17 protein-coding genes and 1 pseudogene are annotated in these 18,258 nt (G+C 64.4%); 7 read left to right on the top strand and 11 right to left on the bottom strand.

Going from position 1 to position 18,258, the window contains the following annotated elements:
• Positions 1–174 precede the first annotated feature (174 nt).
• Positions 175–798: a hypothetical protein gene (locus AC1DFR_RS21865; protein WP_476874459.1), complete on the bottom strand. Its 624-nt coding sequence runs from the start codon at positions 796–798 to the stop codon at positions 175–177.
• A 692-nt stretch (positions 799–1,490) separates the two neighbouring features.
• Between AC1DFR_RS21865 and AC1DFR_RS21860 the strand changes: the two genes are divergently transcribed.
• Both AC1DFR_RS21860 and AC1DFR_RS21855 read left to right on the top strand, forming a co-directional pair.
• Positions 1,491–1,652 (top strand): hypothetical protein, encoded by a 162-nt coding sequence (locus tag AC1DFR_RS21860; RefSeq protein ID WP_476851183.1) that lies wholly within the window; start codon positions 1,491–1,493, stop codon positions 1,650–1,652.
• 283 nt (positions 1,653–1,935) lie between these two features.
• Positions 1,936–2,343, top strand: coding sequence for a hypothetical protein (locus tag AC1DFR_RS21855; RefSeq protein ID WP_223917280.1), 408 nt, complete (start codon positions 1,936–1,938; stop codon positions 2,341–2,343).
• Between the two features lie 524 nt (positions 2,344–2,867).
• Here the strand turns inward: AC1DFR_RS21855 and AC1DFR_RS21850 are convergent.
• From AC1DFR_RS21850 to AC1DFR_RS21840, 3 genes are all read right to left on the bottom strand, one after another.
• A complete protein-coding gene (locus tag AC1DFR_RS21850) occupies positions 2,868–4,274 on the bottom strand; it encodes an FAD-binding oxidoreductase (protein WP_476874458.1) in 1,407 nt (468 codons plus the stop codon).
• A 75-nt stretch (positions 4,275–4,349) separates the two neighbouring features.
• The gene (locus tag AC1DFR_RS21845) at positions 4,350–7,616 is read right to left on the bottom strand and encodes a BTAD domain-containing putative transcriptional regulator (RefSeq protein ID WP_476874457.1); all 3,267 of its coding nucleotides are present in this window, start codon (positions 7,614–7,616) and stop codon (positions 4,350–4,352) included.
• Positions 7,617–7,863: 247 nt separating this feature from the next.
• Complete coding sequence (locus AC1DFR_RS21840; RefSeq protein ID WP_476857403.1) at positions 7,864–8,310, bottom strand: DUF1003 domain-containing protein; 447 nt, start codon at positions 8,308–8,310, stop codon at positions 7,864–7,866.
• Between the two features lie 423 nt (positions 8,311–8,733).
• Between AC1DFR_RS21840 and AC1DFR_RS21835 the strand changes: the two genes are divergently transcribed.
• The 3 genes from AC1DFR_RS21835 (at position 8,734) to AC1DFR_RS21825 (ending at position 10,646) form a co-directional block, all read left to right on the top strand.
• The gene (locus AC1DFR_RS21835) at positions 8,734–9,180 is read left to right on the top strand and encodes a hypothetical protein (RefSeq protein ID WP_476857402.1); all 447 of its coding nucleotides are present in this window, start codon (positions 8,734–8,736) and stop codon (positions 9,178–9,180) included.
• 96 nt (positions 9,181–9,276) lie between these two features.
• Positions 9,277–9,663 carry an SHOCT domain-containing protein gene (locus AC1DFR_RS21830; protein WP_230009371.1) on the top strand — a complete coding sequence of 129 codons (387 nt, stop codon included), beginning with the start codon at positions 9,277–9,279 and terminating at the stop codon, positions 9,661–9,663.
• Between the two features lie 530 nt (positions 9,664–10,193).
• A complete protein-coding gene (locus AC1DFR_RS21825) occupies positions 10,194–10,646 on the top strand; it encodes an SRPBCC family protein (protein WP_476874456.1) in 453 nt (150 codons plus the stop codon).
• Between the two features lie 645 nt (positions 10,647–11,291).
• Here AC1DFR_RS21825 and AC1DFR_RS21820 read toward each other — a convergent pair.
• On the bottom strand, positions 11,292–11,894 hold the full coding sequence (locus tag AC1DFR_RS21820) for a TetR/AcrR family transcriptional regulator (RefSeq protein WP_476874455.1): 603 nt from the start codon (positions 11,892–11,894) through the stop codon (positions 11,292–11,294).
• A gap of 170 nt (positions 11,895–12,064) precedes the next feature.
• Between AC1DFR_RS21820 and AC1DFR_RS21815 the strand changes: the two genes are divergently transcribed.
• Both AC1DFR_RS21815 and AC1DFR_RS21810 read left to right on the top strand, forming a co-directional pair.
• Positions 12,065–13,138, top strand: a complete 1,074-nt coding sequence (locus AC1DFR_RS21815; protein WP_476874454.1) for an alkene reductase — start codon at positions 12,065–12,067, stop codon at positions 13,136–13,138.
• Positions 13,139–13,206: 68 nt separating this feature from the next.
• Positions 13,207–13,920, top strand: a complete 714-nt coding sequence (locus AC1DFR_RS21810; protein WP_476874453.1) for an SDR family oxidoreductase — start codon at positions 13,207–13,209, stop codon at positions 13,918–13,920.
• Between the two features lie 200 nt (positions 13,921–14,120).
• Here the strand turns inward: AC1DFR_RS21810 and AC1DFR_RS21805 are convergent.
• The 6 genes and pseudogenes from AC1DFR_RS21805 to AC1DFR_RS21780 form a co-directional block, all read right to left on the bottom strand.
• Positions 14,121–14,988, bottom strand: a pseudogene (locus AC1DFR_RS21805) (alpha/beta fold hydrolase).
• A 48-nt stretch (positions 14,989–15,036) separates the two neighbouring features.
• Positions 15,037–16,035 carry an NADP-dependent oxidoreductase gene (locus AC1DFR_RS21800; protein ID WP_476874466.1) on the bottom strand — a complete coding sequence of 333 codons (999 nt, stop codon included), beginning with the start codon at positions 16,033–16,035 and terminating at the stop codon, positions 15,037–15,039.
• A 101-nt stretch (positions 16,036–16,136) separates the two neighbouring features.
• Entirely contained in the window at positions 16,137–16,256 is a 120-nt protein-coding gene (locus AC1DFR_RS21795) for an acetylxylan esterase (protein ID WP_476874465.1), read from the bottom strand.
• A gap of 328 nt (positions 16,257–16,584) precedes the next feature.
• The gene (locus tag AC1DFR_RS21790; protein ID WP_476874452.1) at positions 16,585–16,962 is read right to left on the bottom strand and encodes a TetR/AcrR family transcriptional regulator; all 378 of its coding nucleotides are present in this window, start codon (positions 16,960–16,962) and stop codon (positions 16,585–16,587) included.
• Positions 16,959–17,537, bottom strand: coding sequence for a GNAT family N-acetyltransferase (locus tag AC1DFR_RS21785; protein WP_476874451.1), 579 nt, complete (start codon positions 17,535–17,537; stop codon positions 16,959–16,961). The genes AC1DFR_RS21790 and AC1DFR_RS21785 overlap by 4 nt, the downstream gene beginning before the upstream one ends.
• 221 nt (positions 17,538–17,758) lie before the next feature.
• Positions 17,759–18,258, bottom strand: a 500-nt coding sequence (locus tag AC1DFR_RS21780) for a dihydrofolate reductase family protein (protein WP_476874450.1), incomplete at its 5' end; no start/stop codon positions are given.

Raw genomic sequence — 18,258 nt, 5'->3', positions numbered from 1 at the left:
AGCCCGCACACAACTGCGCCAAGGCGACGCCCTGGTCGTCTGAACGCTCGACCAACGCACGGCAGCGCTGTGGGGTTCGGCGGAACCACCCGGGAACCGCAGTCCGAACACGGCGGTTCAACATGAGCGCGTCTAAGACTCCGAGCCGAGGTCGACGCGTCCGGACAGGAGAGGCTACGTGGGCGGAACGAGCCTGAAGGCGTATCGGGTCTCCGAGCCACCGCTTCCTGGGTTCATCTTGAAATCGACTCTGTCGGCGCCTGCTTCCAGCTGCACTGTCGTTTTGAAGATGTTCCCATTGCAATGGACCTGCACCGGGGCGACGACTTCGGCACCGGACCAGCTGGCCACCGACAGTTCGGTCCCGGAGGGTCCTTCACACAAGAACTGCAATTCGTAAGTGCCGGATTTGGCGGACAGTCCGAAGCTGGTCGGGGAATTCGAAGCAGCGGAGCCGGCCAGCTCTCCCGGCACTGCGGGTTTCAGTTGCTTTGATGACCATTCGCCAATGTCCTGTTGCGCTGAAGCCATGGGGTCAGTGTTGGGCCCTATCGCAACTCCGGCGGCTGCGGGCCTGCCGGTCGACGGGATCGCGCTGATCGTGATGGGACCGCCCGCGTGCCTGAGGAATCGCTGGAATGTGGCGTCGCAGTCAACGTCTGTTGACAGCGGAAGCCCATCGCCCTCAACGATCGTCAGCTTGGCGAAGTAGCCGCCGGCACACGCGGCCGTGACGACATAGTCCCCGGGAGCAAGTACAGTGGCCAATTTCCCGGCAGGCTCTGCTTCCGTTGGCATACCAGCGTCCGTTACGGATGCACCAAGCAAACGGGCCACGTCACCAACGTTTTCCTCAAATGACCGGGGCGGCAACGTTGCCCCTTTGGACGATGAGCTAACTGTCTGCTCAGGCGGGTCACTGTACGTACAACCCGCCAGCGCAAGGACGAGTCCGGCCAAAACAAGCAGTACTCTTCCGCGCTGAGTCTGCATCCCCCAATGAGCTGACATGTTCTGAGCCTACAACCCCGCATTTGGGTGACTGGGGGAGACGGGTCGATCGGAAGCTGCCGCGAGCATACTCGTCGGGCCGAAGAGTATCCAGCCGACGGACACGAGGATCACCCCGGCGAGAAAAACCGGTGCGTTGTGTGTCCGAGCCATTCAATCCCCCAAGAATTGTGAACCCCTAGACTAGCCGTGGCACACCCACCGGCGGCGATGTATCACGATCATTGGCTTCACCGGGTTCGTGTCTGGCACGCGGGATCCATGCGGCAGCTGGGGTGGCTTCTGGCACCCGCAGCCGTTCCTGCCATAGCGCCGGGTCTTATCGCAGCGCCCGCTGAGGGATCGTCTTACGGGCACGCTTCGTGGCGCAACGAGCCTCCACCAAACTCCCTGGCTCACTACTTCCATAAAGGTACTGCTCCTCATGGGAGCATGTACTCATGAATCGACGCATCATGGGTCTAGGGGTCGTTTTTTTCGTGCTCTACTTTGTACTCGGACTCGTCGTGGGTGGGCTCGTCCTGCTGTGGAGCTTCCACTACCAGTGGTGGGTTTTCGTCCTGCTGATCCTGGTCCCAGCGCTTTTATCCTGGGCTACTCTTGCCCTGCTGGAAGGCCGGCGCAAGACCCCGTCCATATAGAGCACGAACGGGAGTACTTGCCGACCATCTGCTCATTGACAGGTCGGCACCCTACCCAGGAGCCAGATCCACGAGTCGAGGGCGGCGGACCTTGGTTACATCCTGGTCGCGGAAGAGACCGAGACCGCGCGTGAACGACTCTTATGGGGCAGGCCGTGGAACGGGCAAACGGACTGCTCTGGGTCTGCGTGGGGCGGGTGGGGCACTTGCAGGGCCTGAGCGAAGTGGAAGGAATCCTAATCGGGCAAGAGGGCGGTCCGGGCGCCGTCGATATACTCGCTGGATGCGGATCCGTCCAATAGATCTGGTCGACGTGCTGGTCTATCTCGTGGTGCTGGGTGTGTTCATCCAGCTGTTTCCCGACGTCATATCCGAAACATTCCTGTTGGCGCTCTTGACGGCGATCCTGCTGAAGGTCGTCCTTGAAGTCGTACTGTGGGCGAAGAAGAAAATCGTTGCGCGGATCCGGTCGGCCGATACTCGGCGGGTTCGAATTGTCAGCGCGATCACCCTGTTGCTGGTGCTGCCGGGGAGCAAGTTCATGGTGCTCGGACTGGTTGACCTGGTATTCGGCGACGCTGTCCGTCTCGGTGGCTTCTTTCAAGTGACTGCACTGATCATCGTTCTCATGCTCGCGCGAGGCGGCGTGCGACGGGTGTTCAGACGGGCCGACGAGAGCGCATCAGCTTAATCAAGGCCATCACGACGTGCACGCGTGGGTCGTCTGAATTCAGGTGTGTGCTGCCCAGATCGCTTGGAGTGCGCTCTGCGATATGGGTGCGGCTGGTGGCTGCGATGCTTTGAACTGGGCAATTTGGGAGTGTGTACTTTGTCCACAATTCGGGCTTAGAATCGGGCCGGATTCCGCATGTCCGGGGGAGTCCAGTGTGTGCGGGGGAGGGAATGCAGTTCGAGTCCCACCTCGGGTGCAGTGTTTCCCCTCGTCGGAGGGGGTGGGTCATTCGGGTTTCCTTTCCGAGTTGTCTTGGAGGCTGTGGTTGGCCTTATACCTATTCATGCCGTGGGGTACTGACGACATAACCTGCGGGGATTTATTGCTGCTTTGTGGCTCGCTCCTTGCCTGCTTCCCACGAGACGGGCAGGAAGACCCCCGGAAACCCAGGGATCTTCCTGCCTCAACTCACGCAACTTCAGGTAAGGGGTTTGCTGGGTGCAGCGGACCCATCCGAGGTGCCTCTGGCGCAGGCAGTGCTGTCACACCGTGGGGGCGATGTTCTGGTTCAACCGGAATAGATTGGTGGAGTCGTATTCGTTTTTCAGTTCCACGAGCCGCCGGTATGTATCCGCCGGGTACGACGCCCGGACGAGCGCCGTATTCGCTTCACCTGTGAAATTCACGTAGGCCGTCACATCCGGACCGAGCGCAGACGTCACGCCCCGGGCCCATTCGACGACATCCGCGAAGCCTTCCGCTGTCGGCGTGCGCGCAACAACATTGACGATGAATTCCTGGTCGCGGAGTGCGAAGGCCGTTGCTTCGGCAGGAACCCGGCCGACCGCGCCGCCAAGGTGGTGCAGGTGAATCTGCGTCATGGCGCTGGGCAATGCCGCAAACGAGTCCAGCAGCACGCGCACGGACGCGTCGTCGGCGGCGCGCAGAAATGCCGAGCGGAAATAGTTGTGCACGCCCCGCGGGTACAGCGGATCGAGCGCCTGCTGCCATCCCGCGTACGGGTTGGCCGTGAACACATCGGCGATGACCGTGCCCAATGACCGGAAGGGTGCGGTGGCAGCCTCGCCGGCATCTAGATCGCCGGACCAGCACCCTCCCACAGCGATGACCGGCTTGCCGTGCACTGATTCTGGCAGGAACGGGACCGGCGGCGCCATGGTCATGTTGACCAGCGTGGTCAGCTCATCGGGGGCCGCCGCGCAGGCCGCCCGATAGCCGCGCAACACCTGCTCCGCTTCTTCTGCGGGGTAGAAAACCAGGCCGGAAAGGACCATGGGCCCCACTTCGTGCAATTGATACTCGAAGGACGTCACCACACCGAAATTGCCGCCGCCGCCGCGCAGCCCCCAGAACAGATCGGGGTGCTCATCGGCACTGGCGTGAATAAACTGCCCGTCAGCAGTGACGACGTCGGCGCCGACCAGGTTGTCGCTGGCCAGCCCGTGCTTGCGCACGAGCCAGCCGATGCCGCCGCCGGTGGTGAAGCCGGCGATGCCGGTTGAGGACACCAGGCCACCGGTCACCGCAAGCCCGAATTGCTGGGTCTCTGCATCCAGGTCCTTCCAGGTACACCCTGCCTGTGCCGCCACGCGGCGGCGGGCAGGGTCCACCTGGACCCCCTTCATCAGCGAAAGGTCCAGCACGATACCGTCGTCGACGGTGGAAAACCCGGGGATCGAATGTCCACCGCCGCGAACCGACAACGGCAACCCCTCGCTGCGCGCGAGATCGACCGTGCGGATCACGTCTGCCACACCCGCACAGCGTGCGATGAGCGTCGGGCGCCGGTCGTGGGCCCCGTTCCAGATGCTGCGTTCGTGGTCGTAGTCCGCGTCCCCTGGCCTGACGACCGTGCCGCGCAGCCCGGCGGCGAACTCGGCGATGGTGGCGTCGCCGATGCGGGTCGGCCTAGTCTGCGTCGTTGTCACGATGCGTTCCTCCTGATTGCTGTTGGTTGGTCAGATCTATTTGTCAGATCCAGGAATCACGCTAGTGAACCGTACTCAACGAGCACTCAACGCCGTCTCAACATCATCATCCGGGTCCCGCCTACGCAGTGCGGCCAGCCGCTGACCGGCGATGAGGCATTTCGTTCGGTCGAAAATTTCCCCAGCCCTGTCAATTTCTCGGGCCGCCCGATGCGGGTCGCCGAGCTCGTTGGATAGCTCTGCCACCATCAACCGCTGCCAGCCAGTGTGTCGCCGCCATGGGGCGACTTTTTCCGCTGCCTGCCTGTACATTTCCCGCGCTGCCCGGACCTCCCCGGACATCAGTTCGGCGGCACCGAGAATGGTCAGCGTGGCGCCCATCCCCACCTGATCTCCCGCGGACTCGAACCCTGAAAGGCAACGCCGAGCGTCTGTCAGGCCGCGGTCGATATCACCACCCATGGCGCGGAGCAGGGCGATATTAATCTCGGTCAGCAGCTCGCCGCGTCGGTCGCCCAGACCGAGCCGAAGCTCCCGCGCCAAGGACAGGGCCTCATCGGCCGCACTGTGGTCGCCACAGTCGCGCAGAATGCAGCCAAGTTGGTGGAGTGTTTGCGCCCTGGCCAGGTCATCTCCTAACTCGGCGAAATGTTCGGCTGCATCCGTGATGACGGATATCGCAGACTGCGTGTCTCTCGAAAGCCTGGCCGCGTAGCCGATGGCGGACAGCACGTAGCCTTTGGCTTGGATGACGCCGACCCGCCGGCCCAACAGCAGGGTTTCCTCGACGCAGGGCACCAACCGTCCGGCGATCGGGACCAGTTGCAGGCTGGGCGTGATCACCGGCAGGAAGGGTGGAGTGCTGGTATCAGACTGCGCGAGTTCGCTAAGGCAGGTGTTTAGGTGACGGGCGGCGAGTGGTCCGTCCTCCCGGGACAACGCGCACTGGCCGAGCAGCCAACTGCTGGCAGCGCAATGTTCGGGTCTGCCACCCTCGACTGCCTCGGTGTGCACGTCGGCCGCCAGCTGTTCGGCCTCGTCCAGGTCGAAAGTGCTCCAGGCGAGCGAGGTCTCAATGAGCCGGGCCATCGTCACCTCGTCGGGGTTGCCGATCTCCCGCATAATTGCCAGGGCCTCCGCGCCGAGCGCCCGATGCCGATCGCCACGGCCCTGCCGGCTGTCCAGCCCGGTCAGGCCGATCAGGGCAGCCGCGCGAGGCCGGGTCGAGTCGGGAGCCACCGCCAAGGCACGCTCCACCCAACGTGCTCCCTCGACCGCGTGACCGCGGAGGAACCAGAACCGCCACAGGCTGGCCGCGAGCCGGAGCGCGGTCCCGGGCTCGTGGGCGCACGACCAGCGCAACGCAGCGCGCAGGTTGTCGTGCTCGCGGTCGAGCAACTTCGGCTGTTCGATGACCACCCCGGTGGCCCGTTCGGGATTGTGGGATTCGGCGACGGCAAGGAAGTAGGCGCAATGCGCAGCCGCCAGTTGAGCCGCCTCACCTGCATGATCGAGATTCTCTTGGCCAAACTGGCGGACCGTCTCCAATTGCCGGTATCGGGTCCCGGCGCCCCTCCTTTCGGTGACCACCAAAGACTTGTCCACCAGCTTGGCCAACAGGTCGAGCAGTTCGATCTGTTGGAGGGGCGCGTCAGCGCAGACTGCTGCCACAGCGTCGAGGGTGAAACCACCCGCGAACACAGACAGCCGGCGCAGCAGAACCTGCTCCGGTTTGGTGAGCAGTTCGTGGCTCCATTCCAAGGTGCCACGCAGCGTCTGGTGCCGTGTGACGCCGCTGGTTCCCCCGCCGAGCATGGACAAAGCATCGCCCAATCCCTGGACGATCTCGGCGGGTTCGAGTACGGCCGTCCTGGCCGCGGCCAATTCGAGGGCCAGCGGCATCCCGTCGAGCCGTCGGCACAACTCTGTCACCCCCTGCGCGTTGTCGGCGTCGAGCGCGAAACCCGGCCGGACCTGCGCTGCCCGCTCAACGAAAAGCCGGACAGAGGGCAGACGGCCCAGCACGGCCAGATCGAGAGCGTCAGTCGGCAGGGGCGAGGGCAGGGGCAATGACGGCACCCGGTAGGTGTACTCCCCGTCGGCATGGAGTGGCTCCCGGCTGGTGGCCAGCACTTTAACCCCAGGGGATCCGTCAAGTAGCGCGACGACGAGTTGCGCACAGGCCGCGAGCAAGTGTTCGCAGTTGTCCAGCACGAGGAGCAGCGAGCGTCGCCGCAGTTGGTCGACCAGCGCTTGCACGCGGCTTGGTGCCGCGCCGGAATCCAACCCGAGGACCTCGGCTACGGCATCGGCCACCAGCAGCGACTCCCCAACGGCCGCGAGGTCAATGAACCAGACTCCGTCCACGTACTCAGGACGAACTGTCTTCGCGGCCTCCAAGGCCAGTCTGGTCTTGCCGCTGCCGCCAGCCCCGGTGAGGGTGAGCAGGCGAGCATGGCCCATCAGCCGCTCGACGTCAACGAGCTCACGCTCGCGCCCGATGAAGCTCGTCAATGGGGATGGCAGATAGCTGATGGCATCGTCTTTGCCGGTCACTCCGGCGGGCTGGTGGAGGCGTTCCTCGGGCGGCGAGCCGGTCAACAATTCGCGAAACAGTTCCACCGTCCGGGTGTCCGGGTCGGTCCCGAACGCGTCGAGGAGTTCGTCGACCAGCCGCTCATATCGTGCCAATGCTTCCGACCGCCGGCCCATCCCAGCCAGCACCACCATCTGCGCGCGCACGGCTCCCTCGTGGACGGGATCGGATTCGAGCGCATGGGTGAGGATGACCAACGCTTCCTCCGGTGCGCGTTGCGCTACCGTGGACGCCAGTTTCACCAGTACCTCGCGATGGATTTCCCGGAGCTCATCGCGGCGTGTCGTCAGCCAGTCCGCATCCGGCAGTTCCGGCAGAAGATCACCAGTGTACAAGTCGGCCGCATCGCGCAGGCCGGCCTCGACACCTGCAGCCAACGCTGCCACGGCCGAACGCTCGAACTGCAGTACATCGACATCGACCGGGCCAGTGTCATCCAGCACGACCACTTCACCGCGGATGGCGAGCAGCCCGTCGCTGCCGGCTCCAGCGCTAGCGAGCGCACGGCGAGCGACGTACAGGGTCTGATGCAGATTCCGTGCGGCGGCCACCGGCTCCATGTCAGGCCACAGGCGGTCCAGTACCTGCTCGCGACGGTTACGCTGACCACGCGCCAGCGCCAGCATTGCCACCACGGCCTTTGCCTTCTGCAGCCGCCAGTGGCTGTTCTCGACGGCGTTCCCGTTGACGTACACGATGAACGAGCCGAGAAGCTGGATGCGCAACCCGCTTTGGGTAGGCTTCATGGTTCTTCAGTATCCGCCCGCCAACCGGGGTTGTCGAACAACGAAATTTCCACACGCGCGCTGCCTTGGCGCACTCTGTGAGCGCCCCATCAGGCACTCATGACAACGGCACCGCAGGTCACTGCCCGGGGTGTGGCACGTCGGGGGCCCGCTTACGGGAGGCTTCGCTGCCGTTTTACGGGGCACCTCTTTGCGGAACGCCTGAGCCGTTAGCCAGGGTTGCCGGCTGCCGGTATCGGTTCATCTTTTAGGCCGGGCGGGCGCTAGTTGAAAGGCTGCTTTCGTTTGGTCCGTGTTCTGTGAGTTGCTGAAGTTCGCGGAGAATCTCCAACTGCTGGCGGTTAATGTCCATCAGGAGATCGATCTCTTCCTTGGACTTCAGGTTCGTAGTGTAGTCATGCTGGGCCATGGCCCCTGCGATGGCATCCTGGCGTTTGGCGGCGATGAGCAGAATTGCTCCTTGCAGACCGGCCAGCATGGACAGAAAGAGGTTAAGAAGGATGTAGGGGTACGGATCCCAGGCATGGGTCGCCAGCGCCCAGGTGTTTACGGCGGCCCAGACCAGCATGAAGGCGATGAAACCTCCCACGAAAGGCCAGCTCCCCATCCCGTTTCGCATGAGGTCCGCGGCCTGCTGCCCGCGGGTGAGGGAAGCCTTGTGCTTGTCGTGCCAGGTGTTCGGTTCTCCGGTCATCCTCCACCCTAACCAGACCCGACGGCTGGGACCTGCTTCTCCGTTAGTCTGCGCCATGAGTCCTAGCCCTCCGGTGCCGTCGGATCTCCCGGCACCTGCCCCGTGGCGGTGACTCCGGGACTGGTGCTCAGCTGCCGGGACGAAATGGAGGGAATGCAGTTCGAGTCCTACCTCGGGATGGCTCGCTTTTGGTGCTCTTCGCTCATGCCCCGGTGGCTGTGGAGCATCAGTCTGAGTTGGGCGTTCGTGCCGCCTTCAATCCGGTTGGTAGTGGAGGCCATCTCGAGTCCGGTGAACTCGTGGTTCTGCCGCTACGTATCACCTTCCCCGGATGAGGCCCACGCCCGCGTTACGGGTAGACAATGGTCGGACTTGCGTGCGGCAGGGTTCCCTGCCGCATTCCATTTCGGAAAGGGGCCTCCAGTGTCCAGACCACACCCGATCCTCGCCGGATCGATCGCAGCCGGGGCAGCCATCGTACTGCTCACGGGTTGCGGCACGTCCAGCCCCGGCACCAGTGTCAGCAGCGCCAGAGCGGAGAAGAACGTTTCGCAGGCCTGCGCTGCTGCCAGTGCCTTCGCCGGATCCCTGACAAATTTCAAACAGACACTCAAACCTGGTGCCACGATAGAACAGATCAAATCGGCACGGGAACAGGTCGCGAAGACCTACGACGACCTGGTCAAGGCCAGCCAGGATGTAGCCAAAGACGAAATGGACGCAGTTAAGACGGCCGAAAACAAGTTCGACGCAGCCGTCAGAGCCGTCCCGGATGATGCCACCCTTACTCAGGCGGCCGCCTCCCTGCGGGACGACGCCGCCAACGTCCAGGCCGCGGTCAGTGACCTCCAAACGGCGACTAAATGCTGACCTCAAGGCCCCTCCGGGCAGGTCTGCAGCTAGCCTCAGTCCTGCCCGGCTGCATTCCCGACCCACTCCGCTCCTACAGAAAGCAGGGAAGTTGACATGAGTTTCTGGGAAAACTTTTGGGATATTTTCTGGTGGTTCTTCCTCGTATACGCGTTCATCGCCTTCCTCTGGGCGTTGTTCGCCGTCATCGGCGACTTGTTCCGCGACGACATGCTGAGCGGTTGGTGGAAAGCCGTCTGGATCCTCTTCCTGGTCTTCGTGCCCTTGTTGGGTGTGCTGGTCTACGTGATTGCCCGCGGTAAGGGCATGACGGAGCGGTCCATGGCACGGGCCCAGGAGAACCGGGAGGCCTCGGATGCTTACATCCGCAGCGTCGCTGCACCGAGTCCGAGCGACGAGATCTCCAAAGCCACGGCTCTTCGGGACTCCGGAACAATCAGCGCTGATGAATTCGAAAGAATCAAGACCAAGGCTCTGGTCTGAGAGCGACATCGACCCAGCACCGCGTGGCAGCAGATGCAATGACCATGGACGAGGTGGTGTCTTAGTCCTCGACCAGGGTGCCGGTGTCCTTCTGCGCAACCTCCAGACTGTCGCTCCATGCCATTGGGCGGCACGGTGGCCGGTTGCCAGCCGTCGAGGGCGTTCCCGCAGGCGGTTCGGACCGGCCGAGGCTGCGAGGCATAACCCGATCAGTGGACTCTCTGGCTGCCCACAGGAAGCCGGGCTACTATCCGGCTGTCACTCCGTTTAGAAAAGGAGAACCCCTTGTCTGAAGAATCAGTAGGGAGCGTCGTGCTGGTGATGCACGATCTGCCGGCCGCGGAGGGCTGCGGTGTCATGGCCGTCCAGAACGCGGCGCTGTCCCTTGCCGGCGCTATCGGCCGTGGAGCCTGCCGATGCCTGGCTGGTCGCGTCGGCAGTCCGGTCCCGCGGCCAATGCCTTGGGTTGCGGGCTGATGTCTACAGACCAGGTGCCCACAACCCGGCGCCCTCTCGGCCAGGGTCACAGCATGGCCAGGCACTCGGTCGGGGCCGAGACACTGATCAAAGCCCGAAGCTCCACCGTCTGGGACGTCATCACCGATGCACGGAACTTCACCGTCTGGGAATCCGGCATCACGCACATCAGGGGCGAGTTGCGCAACGGTGGCACCATCAGAATCCGAACCCACACCGGAGGGGAGCGCACTTTCCGGCTGCGCGTCCAGCAGATGCCCGGCGAGGTGATGACCTGGACCCAGGGCCTGCCTCTGGGCCTGCTCACCGGGGTGCGCACCTTCACGCTTGAACCGCTGGGCGGCATGACGCACCTGCTCGTAAGAGAAGAGTTCACTGGCCCGCTTTGCGGGCTGCTGCTCCGGGAGTTTGCGTCCGACACGCAGCAGGCTTTCGCCGATTACGTTAGCGCGGTCAGGAAACGCGCCGAAATCCTCGGCCGACACGTTCGAACCACGGGATCATGAGCGCCATCGGAGAAGCGCGCAGCGTCCAAGAGCGCCCGACGCCGCCCGAGCGTGCTCTGGGCCATACTCCCCGACGGAGCACTAGTGGCGGTGGCGTCTATCTGCTGGACGACCACGAGGTCGTGAGACGGGGCCTGCAGGACGCAGGCCGCCGTGTTCATCACCAGGGCGCTGAATTCTTCTAACGACCTGCCGACGGCGGATACCGGTTTAGCCCATCCCCGGCTCTGATCGCGGAGGTCACGGCAGCGCTGCTGACCTGCACCAGCGAGTCCTGCACCGTGCCACCCACAGACGAAGTGCGGGCAAGGGACGTCCGGCGGCTTACCGACGCACTCCTGGCTACCCGGACCGATCGGATGGGACCCCACCTGCTGCCCGGCCGGACTTAAGAACCCGGAATGCCGCGAACCGCGCGCCCGGCTCCAGCACACAGAAGATCCGGCGGGTTTGCGGGGTGCTGAGGGCAACGCCTAACTGGAAGTCCGGCGTTCAAAATCCTTTGCCTGGAACCGCACGGTGCCCCCTCGTCCGCTGAGAGAGTCCGGCTGCGCATTCAGTGCAGCAGCGGTGGCCGTTCTTCTGCCGGTCCACGACCCCAGGCAATTGGTGGACACCGGGCGTTGGCGCGAGCACTTGATTGCGTCAGTGAGACAGCAGTACGCCGACCTGTGTCCGGATGTCCTGAACAATCTCGTCGATGCTCAACGCGGCATTCACGGTCGCTGCCATGCTGAGGAACATGATGGCGCTGACGATGCGGGCCGTCGTAGCGGCATCGTGCGCACGAGCCGGCTCCTGCCTGACCAGGACGGCAGCGATGGCCTCCTCGGTCTCCGCGACGATGGAGAGGGCCTCAGCGTGACGGGGCTCCGTGGGATCACCGAAGACCATTTCCCGCAGGTACGTGCGTCCGTTGTCGAGCTGGACGCGGTTGCATTCCACGATCGGCCGTACGATTGCCAGCACCGCATCGAGGGTATCCGGGGTGGTTTCGGCATCAGCCCGACCTTGCTGAAGCGCTTCGGCGTAGTGTGCGTTCTGCACGAGGAGGAGGAGTTCGCCTTTGGTCTTCGCGTAAAGGAACAGGGTCCCGGTGCCTATGTCCGCCTTGTCGGCGATCTGCTGGGTCGTGACATCCTCGATGCCGTGCTCGGCCAGCAGTTCGCTTGCCGCGGCCGTGATGCGGTCCAGCTTCTGCTGCTTGTTCCGCTCGCGCCGTCCGACCGGCTGGGAGGCGAGAGACATGGTGATGGATCCTCCGGAATAGATTCTGACTGCACTCAGTTATGAGTGTAGTCACTACTGTGTGGGTTCGAATGTTCCTTCGTTCATTCTCCCACGCAAGGGCCGAACCCCAGTGTTCCGCCCCGGCAGAGTGGTGGCGCTATTACCCCGCGACGCAAAGGACCGCACACATGACTTCCTCCCTCTGGCAACCCTTCACCTTCGGCAATGTGGAGCTGCCGCACCGGCTCGCGCTGGCCCCGCTGACCCGGAGCCGCGCAAACCCTGACGGCACCCCCGGGGAACTGGCCGCGGAGTACTACGGCCAACGCGCCTCGCTCGGGCTGATCATCACCGAGGGCACGCAGCCGTCCGAGGACGGCCAGGGCTATCTGAACACCCCCGGCATCTACACTCCTGAACACATCGAGGGATGGCGAAAGATCGCCGACACGGTGCATGCAGGCGGCGGGGCCCTGTTCATCCAACTGATGCACGTCGGCCGGATGTCGCACCCGGATAACACCCCGCACCACCGTCAGCCCGTTGGCCCGTCGGCGATCTCGTCCGAGCAGGACATGTTCACTCCAACGGGCCCGCAGAAGACGCCGGTGCCGCGTGAGCTGACTGCCGAAGACATCCAGGCCACCATCGCCGGGTTCCGCCACGCCGCAGCCTCCGCTATCGCAGCGGGAGCGGACGGCGTGGAGATCCACAGCGCGAACGGGTACCTGCTCCACCAGTTCCTCTCGCCAAACTCGAACCACCGCACGGACGAATACGGCGGATCCGTGGAGAACCGGTCCCGGTTCGTCGTCGCGGTCGCCCGCGCGGTGGCCGAGGAGATCGGGGCAGACCGGACCGGCATCCGCATCTCACCGGCGTTCCCGCTGGGCGGAATCAACGAAGGGGATCCCGCCGACGTCCGGACCCAGTACCGCCACCTGGTCGGCGAACTCGCCACACTGGACCTTGCGTACCTGCACGTACACCACCTCGGTGACGACGAACTGCTGCGGTCCTTCCGCGACGCGTGGCCTGCGGCCATCCTCGTCGTCCGCTATGGGCGCGACCGTGAGCAGATTGCCGACGACATCGACGCCGGGCTCGCGGACATCGCGCCGCTGGGCCGCTTCGCCCTGGCGAACCCCGACATTGTTAAGCGCCTGCGCACCGGTGCGCCACTGAACGAGGTGGACCCGGCAACCCTGTATGGCGGCGGCGCGGCCGGGTACACCGACTATCCGGCCTTGGCGCACGCCTAATCGTCTGCCGCAGGTCGCACGCCACCGACTTTACCTATCCCGTACCGATCAGAAAAGAAGAAACAGCCATGCCCTCACTCAACGGAGCAGTCGTCCTCGTCACCGGAGCCAACGGCGGAATCGGCACGCAGTTCGTGCACGAAGCACTCGCCCGGGGAGCTGCAAAGGTTTATGCCTCCGCCCGCACCCCCCGCACTTGGAACGACGAGCGCATCGTTCCGCTCGCCTTGGACGTCACCGACTCCGCCTCCATCCAGGCGGCGGTCGAGGCGGCACCGGATGTGACCGTGCTGATCAACAACGCCGGCGCGTCGGTCTCCAGTGCCGGGATCCTCACCCACACGGACGAGGAGATCCGCAGGAACGTCGAGACGAACTTTCTCGGGCCCCTCTTCGTCGCCCGCGCGTTCGCCCCGGTCTTGTCGGTGAAGGACGGAGCGATGATCATCGACATCCACTCGGCCCTGAGCTGGTACGCCGTCGCCGGCGTCTACAGCGCGACCAAAGCCGCCCTCTGGTCCGCGACTAACTCCCTCCGCCTCGAACTCGCCCCCGCCGGCGTGCACGTCGTCGGCGTCCATGTCGCATACGTCGACACCGCGATGGCCGCGCATGCCACCGACCCGAAGCTCGACCCGGCCGTGCTGGTGCGCACCGTGTTCGACGCCACCGAGGCAGGGCAGTACGAGGTCCTCGCCGACGACACGTCTGTCCAGCTCAAGGCCGGACTCAGCGCACCGCTCGAAGCGGTCTACCCGCAGTTGGCGGCGACGAACGCATAAGGGAACAACCGGTGCCACCGCGTTCACCAAAAGTGAGCGCGGTGGCACCACTCCCGCCCGAATCGATCGCCTGGTGCCTTGGCCTTCACGTCACATGCCGGGATAGTCACGCCAATGGCTGTGCCCGCCCGTATTCACGGGCGGGCACAGCCACAGTGGCTCTCAGCTCTGTTGGCGGGATCGTGTCAGGTACGTGCTGGTCAGTGGGCGAGGAATTCTACGGCGACGGGGGAGAACCTGTCGTGGAACTGGAAGATTCCGCCGTGGCCCGAGTCGGGGTAGATGATCAGCTCGGATCCCTTGATGCGCCGGTGCAGGTCCCCGGACAGGACCGACGGCACCATGCGGTCGTTGTCGCCGTTGGCGATGAGGGTGGGGTGGGTGAGCCTTGACAGGTCCGACGGCGCGGAGCGGGCCGAACTTCCGGATTGCCTTCAGCTGAGTCTGGAAGGCTTTGGTGCTGATCGGCTTGTCGCGGTCGACAGTGCGCTCCTGCAAGCGCCTGATGAACGCCTTCGCGGCCGGCTTGCCGGTCGCGTTGCGGTTAAAGAACAGGAACTCCTTCGGGTCCGAGCGCGTCAGGGTCGCGCGGAGGACGTCCCAGTAGGTGGTGCCGACGACCTTGTCGATGTCCTTGCCGCCCCGCGGCCCGGTACCAGCCAGCACGAGCTTGCGGACGAGGTCGGGATGCTTGAGGAGCAGGTCCTGGGCGATCATGCCGCCCATTGAGAAGGAGAAGACGTCGACCTGGTCGAGCCCGAGGGCCTTGATGAAGGTGCAGGCGTCGTCGGCCATCGCCTCGATGCTGTCGGGAACCTGCCCGGTGGAGGCTCCGACACCGCGCTGGTCGAAGGTGATGACGTGGCGGTTCTTCGCGATGGGCTCGATGATGCGCGGGTCCCAGTTGTCCAGGGTCGCGGCAAGGTGCACGAAGAATACGACGGGGATGCCGGTCTTGGGCCCCAGCTCGCGGTAGGCGTAGGTGATGCCACCTGAAGTGATGGAGCGTGTGGCGGCCTTCGCGTACGAGGTGACGACAGAGCCGTTCGGGGTGTCAAAGCTGCTCATGCTGGTAGTCCTCCCGGGCGGTCTGTGATGGGTCTGGTTGCCGGCGGCTCAGGAGGGGAGGGTGACGACTGCTTTGCCGCGGAGGCCGCCCTTGGCCAGCGACTCGAGCGCCTGTGGGGTCTGGTCGAAGTCGAAGACCTGCCCAACGACCGGGCGCAGCACGCCGTCGTCAACCAGGGCGGTGATGTGGCGCAACTGGTCGCCGCTGGCGCGCATGAAGAGGAATTCGTAGCTGACGCCGAGCTTCTTCGCCTGCCGCCGGATCCTGCTGCTGAGCCCCGCGATGGCCAGGCGCAGCACAGGGTTCAGGCCGGCCTTGCGTGCGAATGCCGGGTCCGGCGGGCCGGCGATTCCGATCGCCTTCCCGCCGGGCTTGAGGATGCGCAGTGACTTGACGAGGTTCTCCCCGCCGAGGCTGTCGAGCACCAGATCGTACCCGGCGAGGAGCTGTTCGAAGTCCTGCGTGCGGTAGTCGATCACAGTGTCCGCGCCGAGACCGCGCACGAAGGCGGCGTTGGAGGCACTGGCGGTGGTCGCGACGGTGGCGCCGAAGTGCTTGGCGAGTTGGATCGCGATCGACCCGACCCCGCCGGCTCCGGCGTGGATGAGGACCTTCTGCCCCGGACGTAGGTTGCCTTGCTCAACGAGGGCCTGCCACGCCGTAAGTGCAACCAGCGGTAGGGAGCCGGCCTCCTCCATGCTGATAGATGCGGGTTTCAGTGCCAGATCGGCCTCGGTGATGGCGATGCGCTCGGCGAACGTGCCGATGCGGTCTTTGTCGGGGCGGGCGTAGACCTCGTCACCGGGTTTGAAGCCGCGCACCTTCGCCCCGACGCGGATGACTGTGCCGGCGACATCGTTGCCAAGGATCAGCTGGAGCTTGTACGGGAGGATCTGCTTGAACTCACCCAGGCGGATCTTTTCGTCCAATTGGTTGAGGCCAGCTGCCTGGACCTGGACCAGCACATCGTGGTCGCCGACCGTCGGCTCCGGGACGTCTGCTGCGCGAAGCGGCTCCTTGTACTTGGTGACGACGAATGCCCTCATGGCGTGCTGCTCCTCTATGACGTACGGTTGGTTAAACATGAGCCTACTCAATTTTGAGTTGACTCAGAAAGATTGTCAAGTGAACCGTTAGGTGCGCGCGTTCATTTGAATATTCGGGCCACATTCCCGCGATGGATCTTCAGGAAACATGCAATCTCCGCATAGGGGTCCTGATCGGTGATGGAGACAGCCGGTGGGAAGCCGCAGAGGAACGGGACCAGTGCCGCGCCTGCGGGGCGCTTGCCCGTGTTCGTGAGTCTAATCCGGGCTTCAACGTTGGTCGGTCGCTGTCAGGTTTTCCGGGAGGACGCGGAGGTTCGCGTACTCCCCGGCGGTGTAGGGTCAGCGCAGTCAGGACACCATGACTTCGAATGGGAGTGTGGCCGGGAGGGGCTGGCGGACCTTTGTCCGGCCAAAGATAGCGTGGACATTGTCCATACCCGTATACACCTGATGCCGTTGCTGGTGCCTGGGCCCCTACCTGCCTATTTCAGCTGACACGAGTTCATGCAGCCCACGAGTCCTATGTGACATGACTTTCAATGGCAGTCACGCGCCGGTGCCTTCCCCGATCCGGTCAGTCTGGGAGGGTGCGCCGACCAGGATCTGCTGGATTGCCGGAGCCACGGTCGCCACCAGTTTCGCCGTGTCCGCGTCGACCAGCACAGGCACGCCGATGATCCGCCTGCTGGTGACGATCCCGACCAGCATCGATGAGGCGAGTCCAGCCCGGAGAGCGGCATCGTCACCGCTGCGGCCGCTTACGCCGTGCAGCAGCCGGGATTGGATGAACTCACGCAGTTGTGCGCATGCCTGGCTGGCGAGGACCGCGACTGAAGCATCGAAGCCTTCGAACTGGTTTCCGCGCGGCGGGCACTGAAGCTGCTGAAGGGCAACCTCGGCCGCGCGCGGATACGGGCGGGTCACTGGGGACGAAGGCGGGAATCGTCAGACTCCCATTCATCTCGGGTGATCGCGTACTCGACGTCGCCGTGCTCTTCGCCCGGAACGGACACCGGCCAGTCCGCGACGAAGGCCCGCACGAGGCGCATCCCGGATTTCTCCATCACCCTTCGGGAGGCCGTGTTGACTGCCATGGTCGAGGCTACAACCCGTTGCACCCCGAACTCGGTGAACCCCTTGGCGATCAGCGCCCGCGATCCCTCCGTCGCGTGCCCCTTTCCCCAGGCTGCGTGGCGCAACCGGTAGCCCAGCTCCGGCTGATCTTGTGGATCGTCGGGGCCTGGCCGGAAGTGGAACCAGCCGAGGAATTCCCCGGTCGTCTTCTCGATCGCGGCCCAGAACCCGTAGCCGGGAAAGCGCTGGTAGTAGTCGAGGAATGCCGGGAGGAAATCGCCTTCTATCTCGCCCCGGGGGGTGGGGATACCGCCGGTGATGTACCGCATCACGCGCGGATCGCTGTCCAGTTCCACGAGTAGCTCCGCATCGTCGGCGGTGAACTGCCGGAGCAGAAGTCGTTCAGTCTCCAGGAAGGCGAGCATGCAGACATTCTCGCACCGGGGGGAAACCCGTCACACCGATCGGGGAGGACGGATTACCATCGCTGGACGAACGTACTGGCCATTGGGATTGGTCCCAGGCATATGTGGCCCCTTGTTTGGGTGCGCCGAAGTGGGCAAAAGGAGGGTATGCACAATGTGCACACCCTGGGCTTCGGACCGGGTTGTACCGGGGCCGGAGCGGGCCGGATCCCTGTTCGGAGTCAGCCGACGCGGCGATAGCGGATGTGGGTGGCCAGCGGTGAGTGGAGCACCTCGGCGGGCTCGAAGCCGAAGGATTCAACCCCGTCGAAAATACGTTCGCCCGAACCGAGCAGGACCGGTGCGATGTCGAGGGTGAGCTCGTCGATCACGCCGGCGATCAGCGCCTGCCGGACGGTCGAGGCCCCGCCGGCGATGTCCACGCCCTTGTCCCCGGCGGCCTGGCGGGCTGCGGAGTAGGCCGCGTCGAAGCCCTCGGTGACGAAGTGGAAGGTCGTCCCGCCGTCCATCTGGATCGGGTCGTGTCCGTGATGGGTCAGCACGAACACCGGCGCGTGGTACGGCGGTTCGGCTCCCCACCACCCGGCCCAGTCCTCATCCCAGTCCCCGCGGACCGGGCCGAACATGTTCCGACCCATCACATACGCGCCCCGTGGGCGCATGAGCCACTCGTTCGCGACCTTGTCGGCATCGTTGGCCCGCGGGTCGCCGATGTGCCAGC

This window comes from Arthrobacter sp. 05T410, assembly GCF_056396505.1.
The sequence above is the reverse complement of the archived record's forward strand: the minus strand, read 5'-3'. Positions and strand labels throughout refer to the sequence as shown.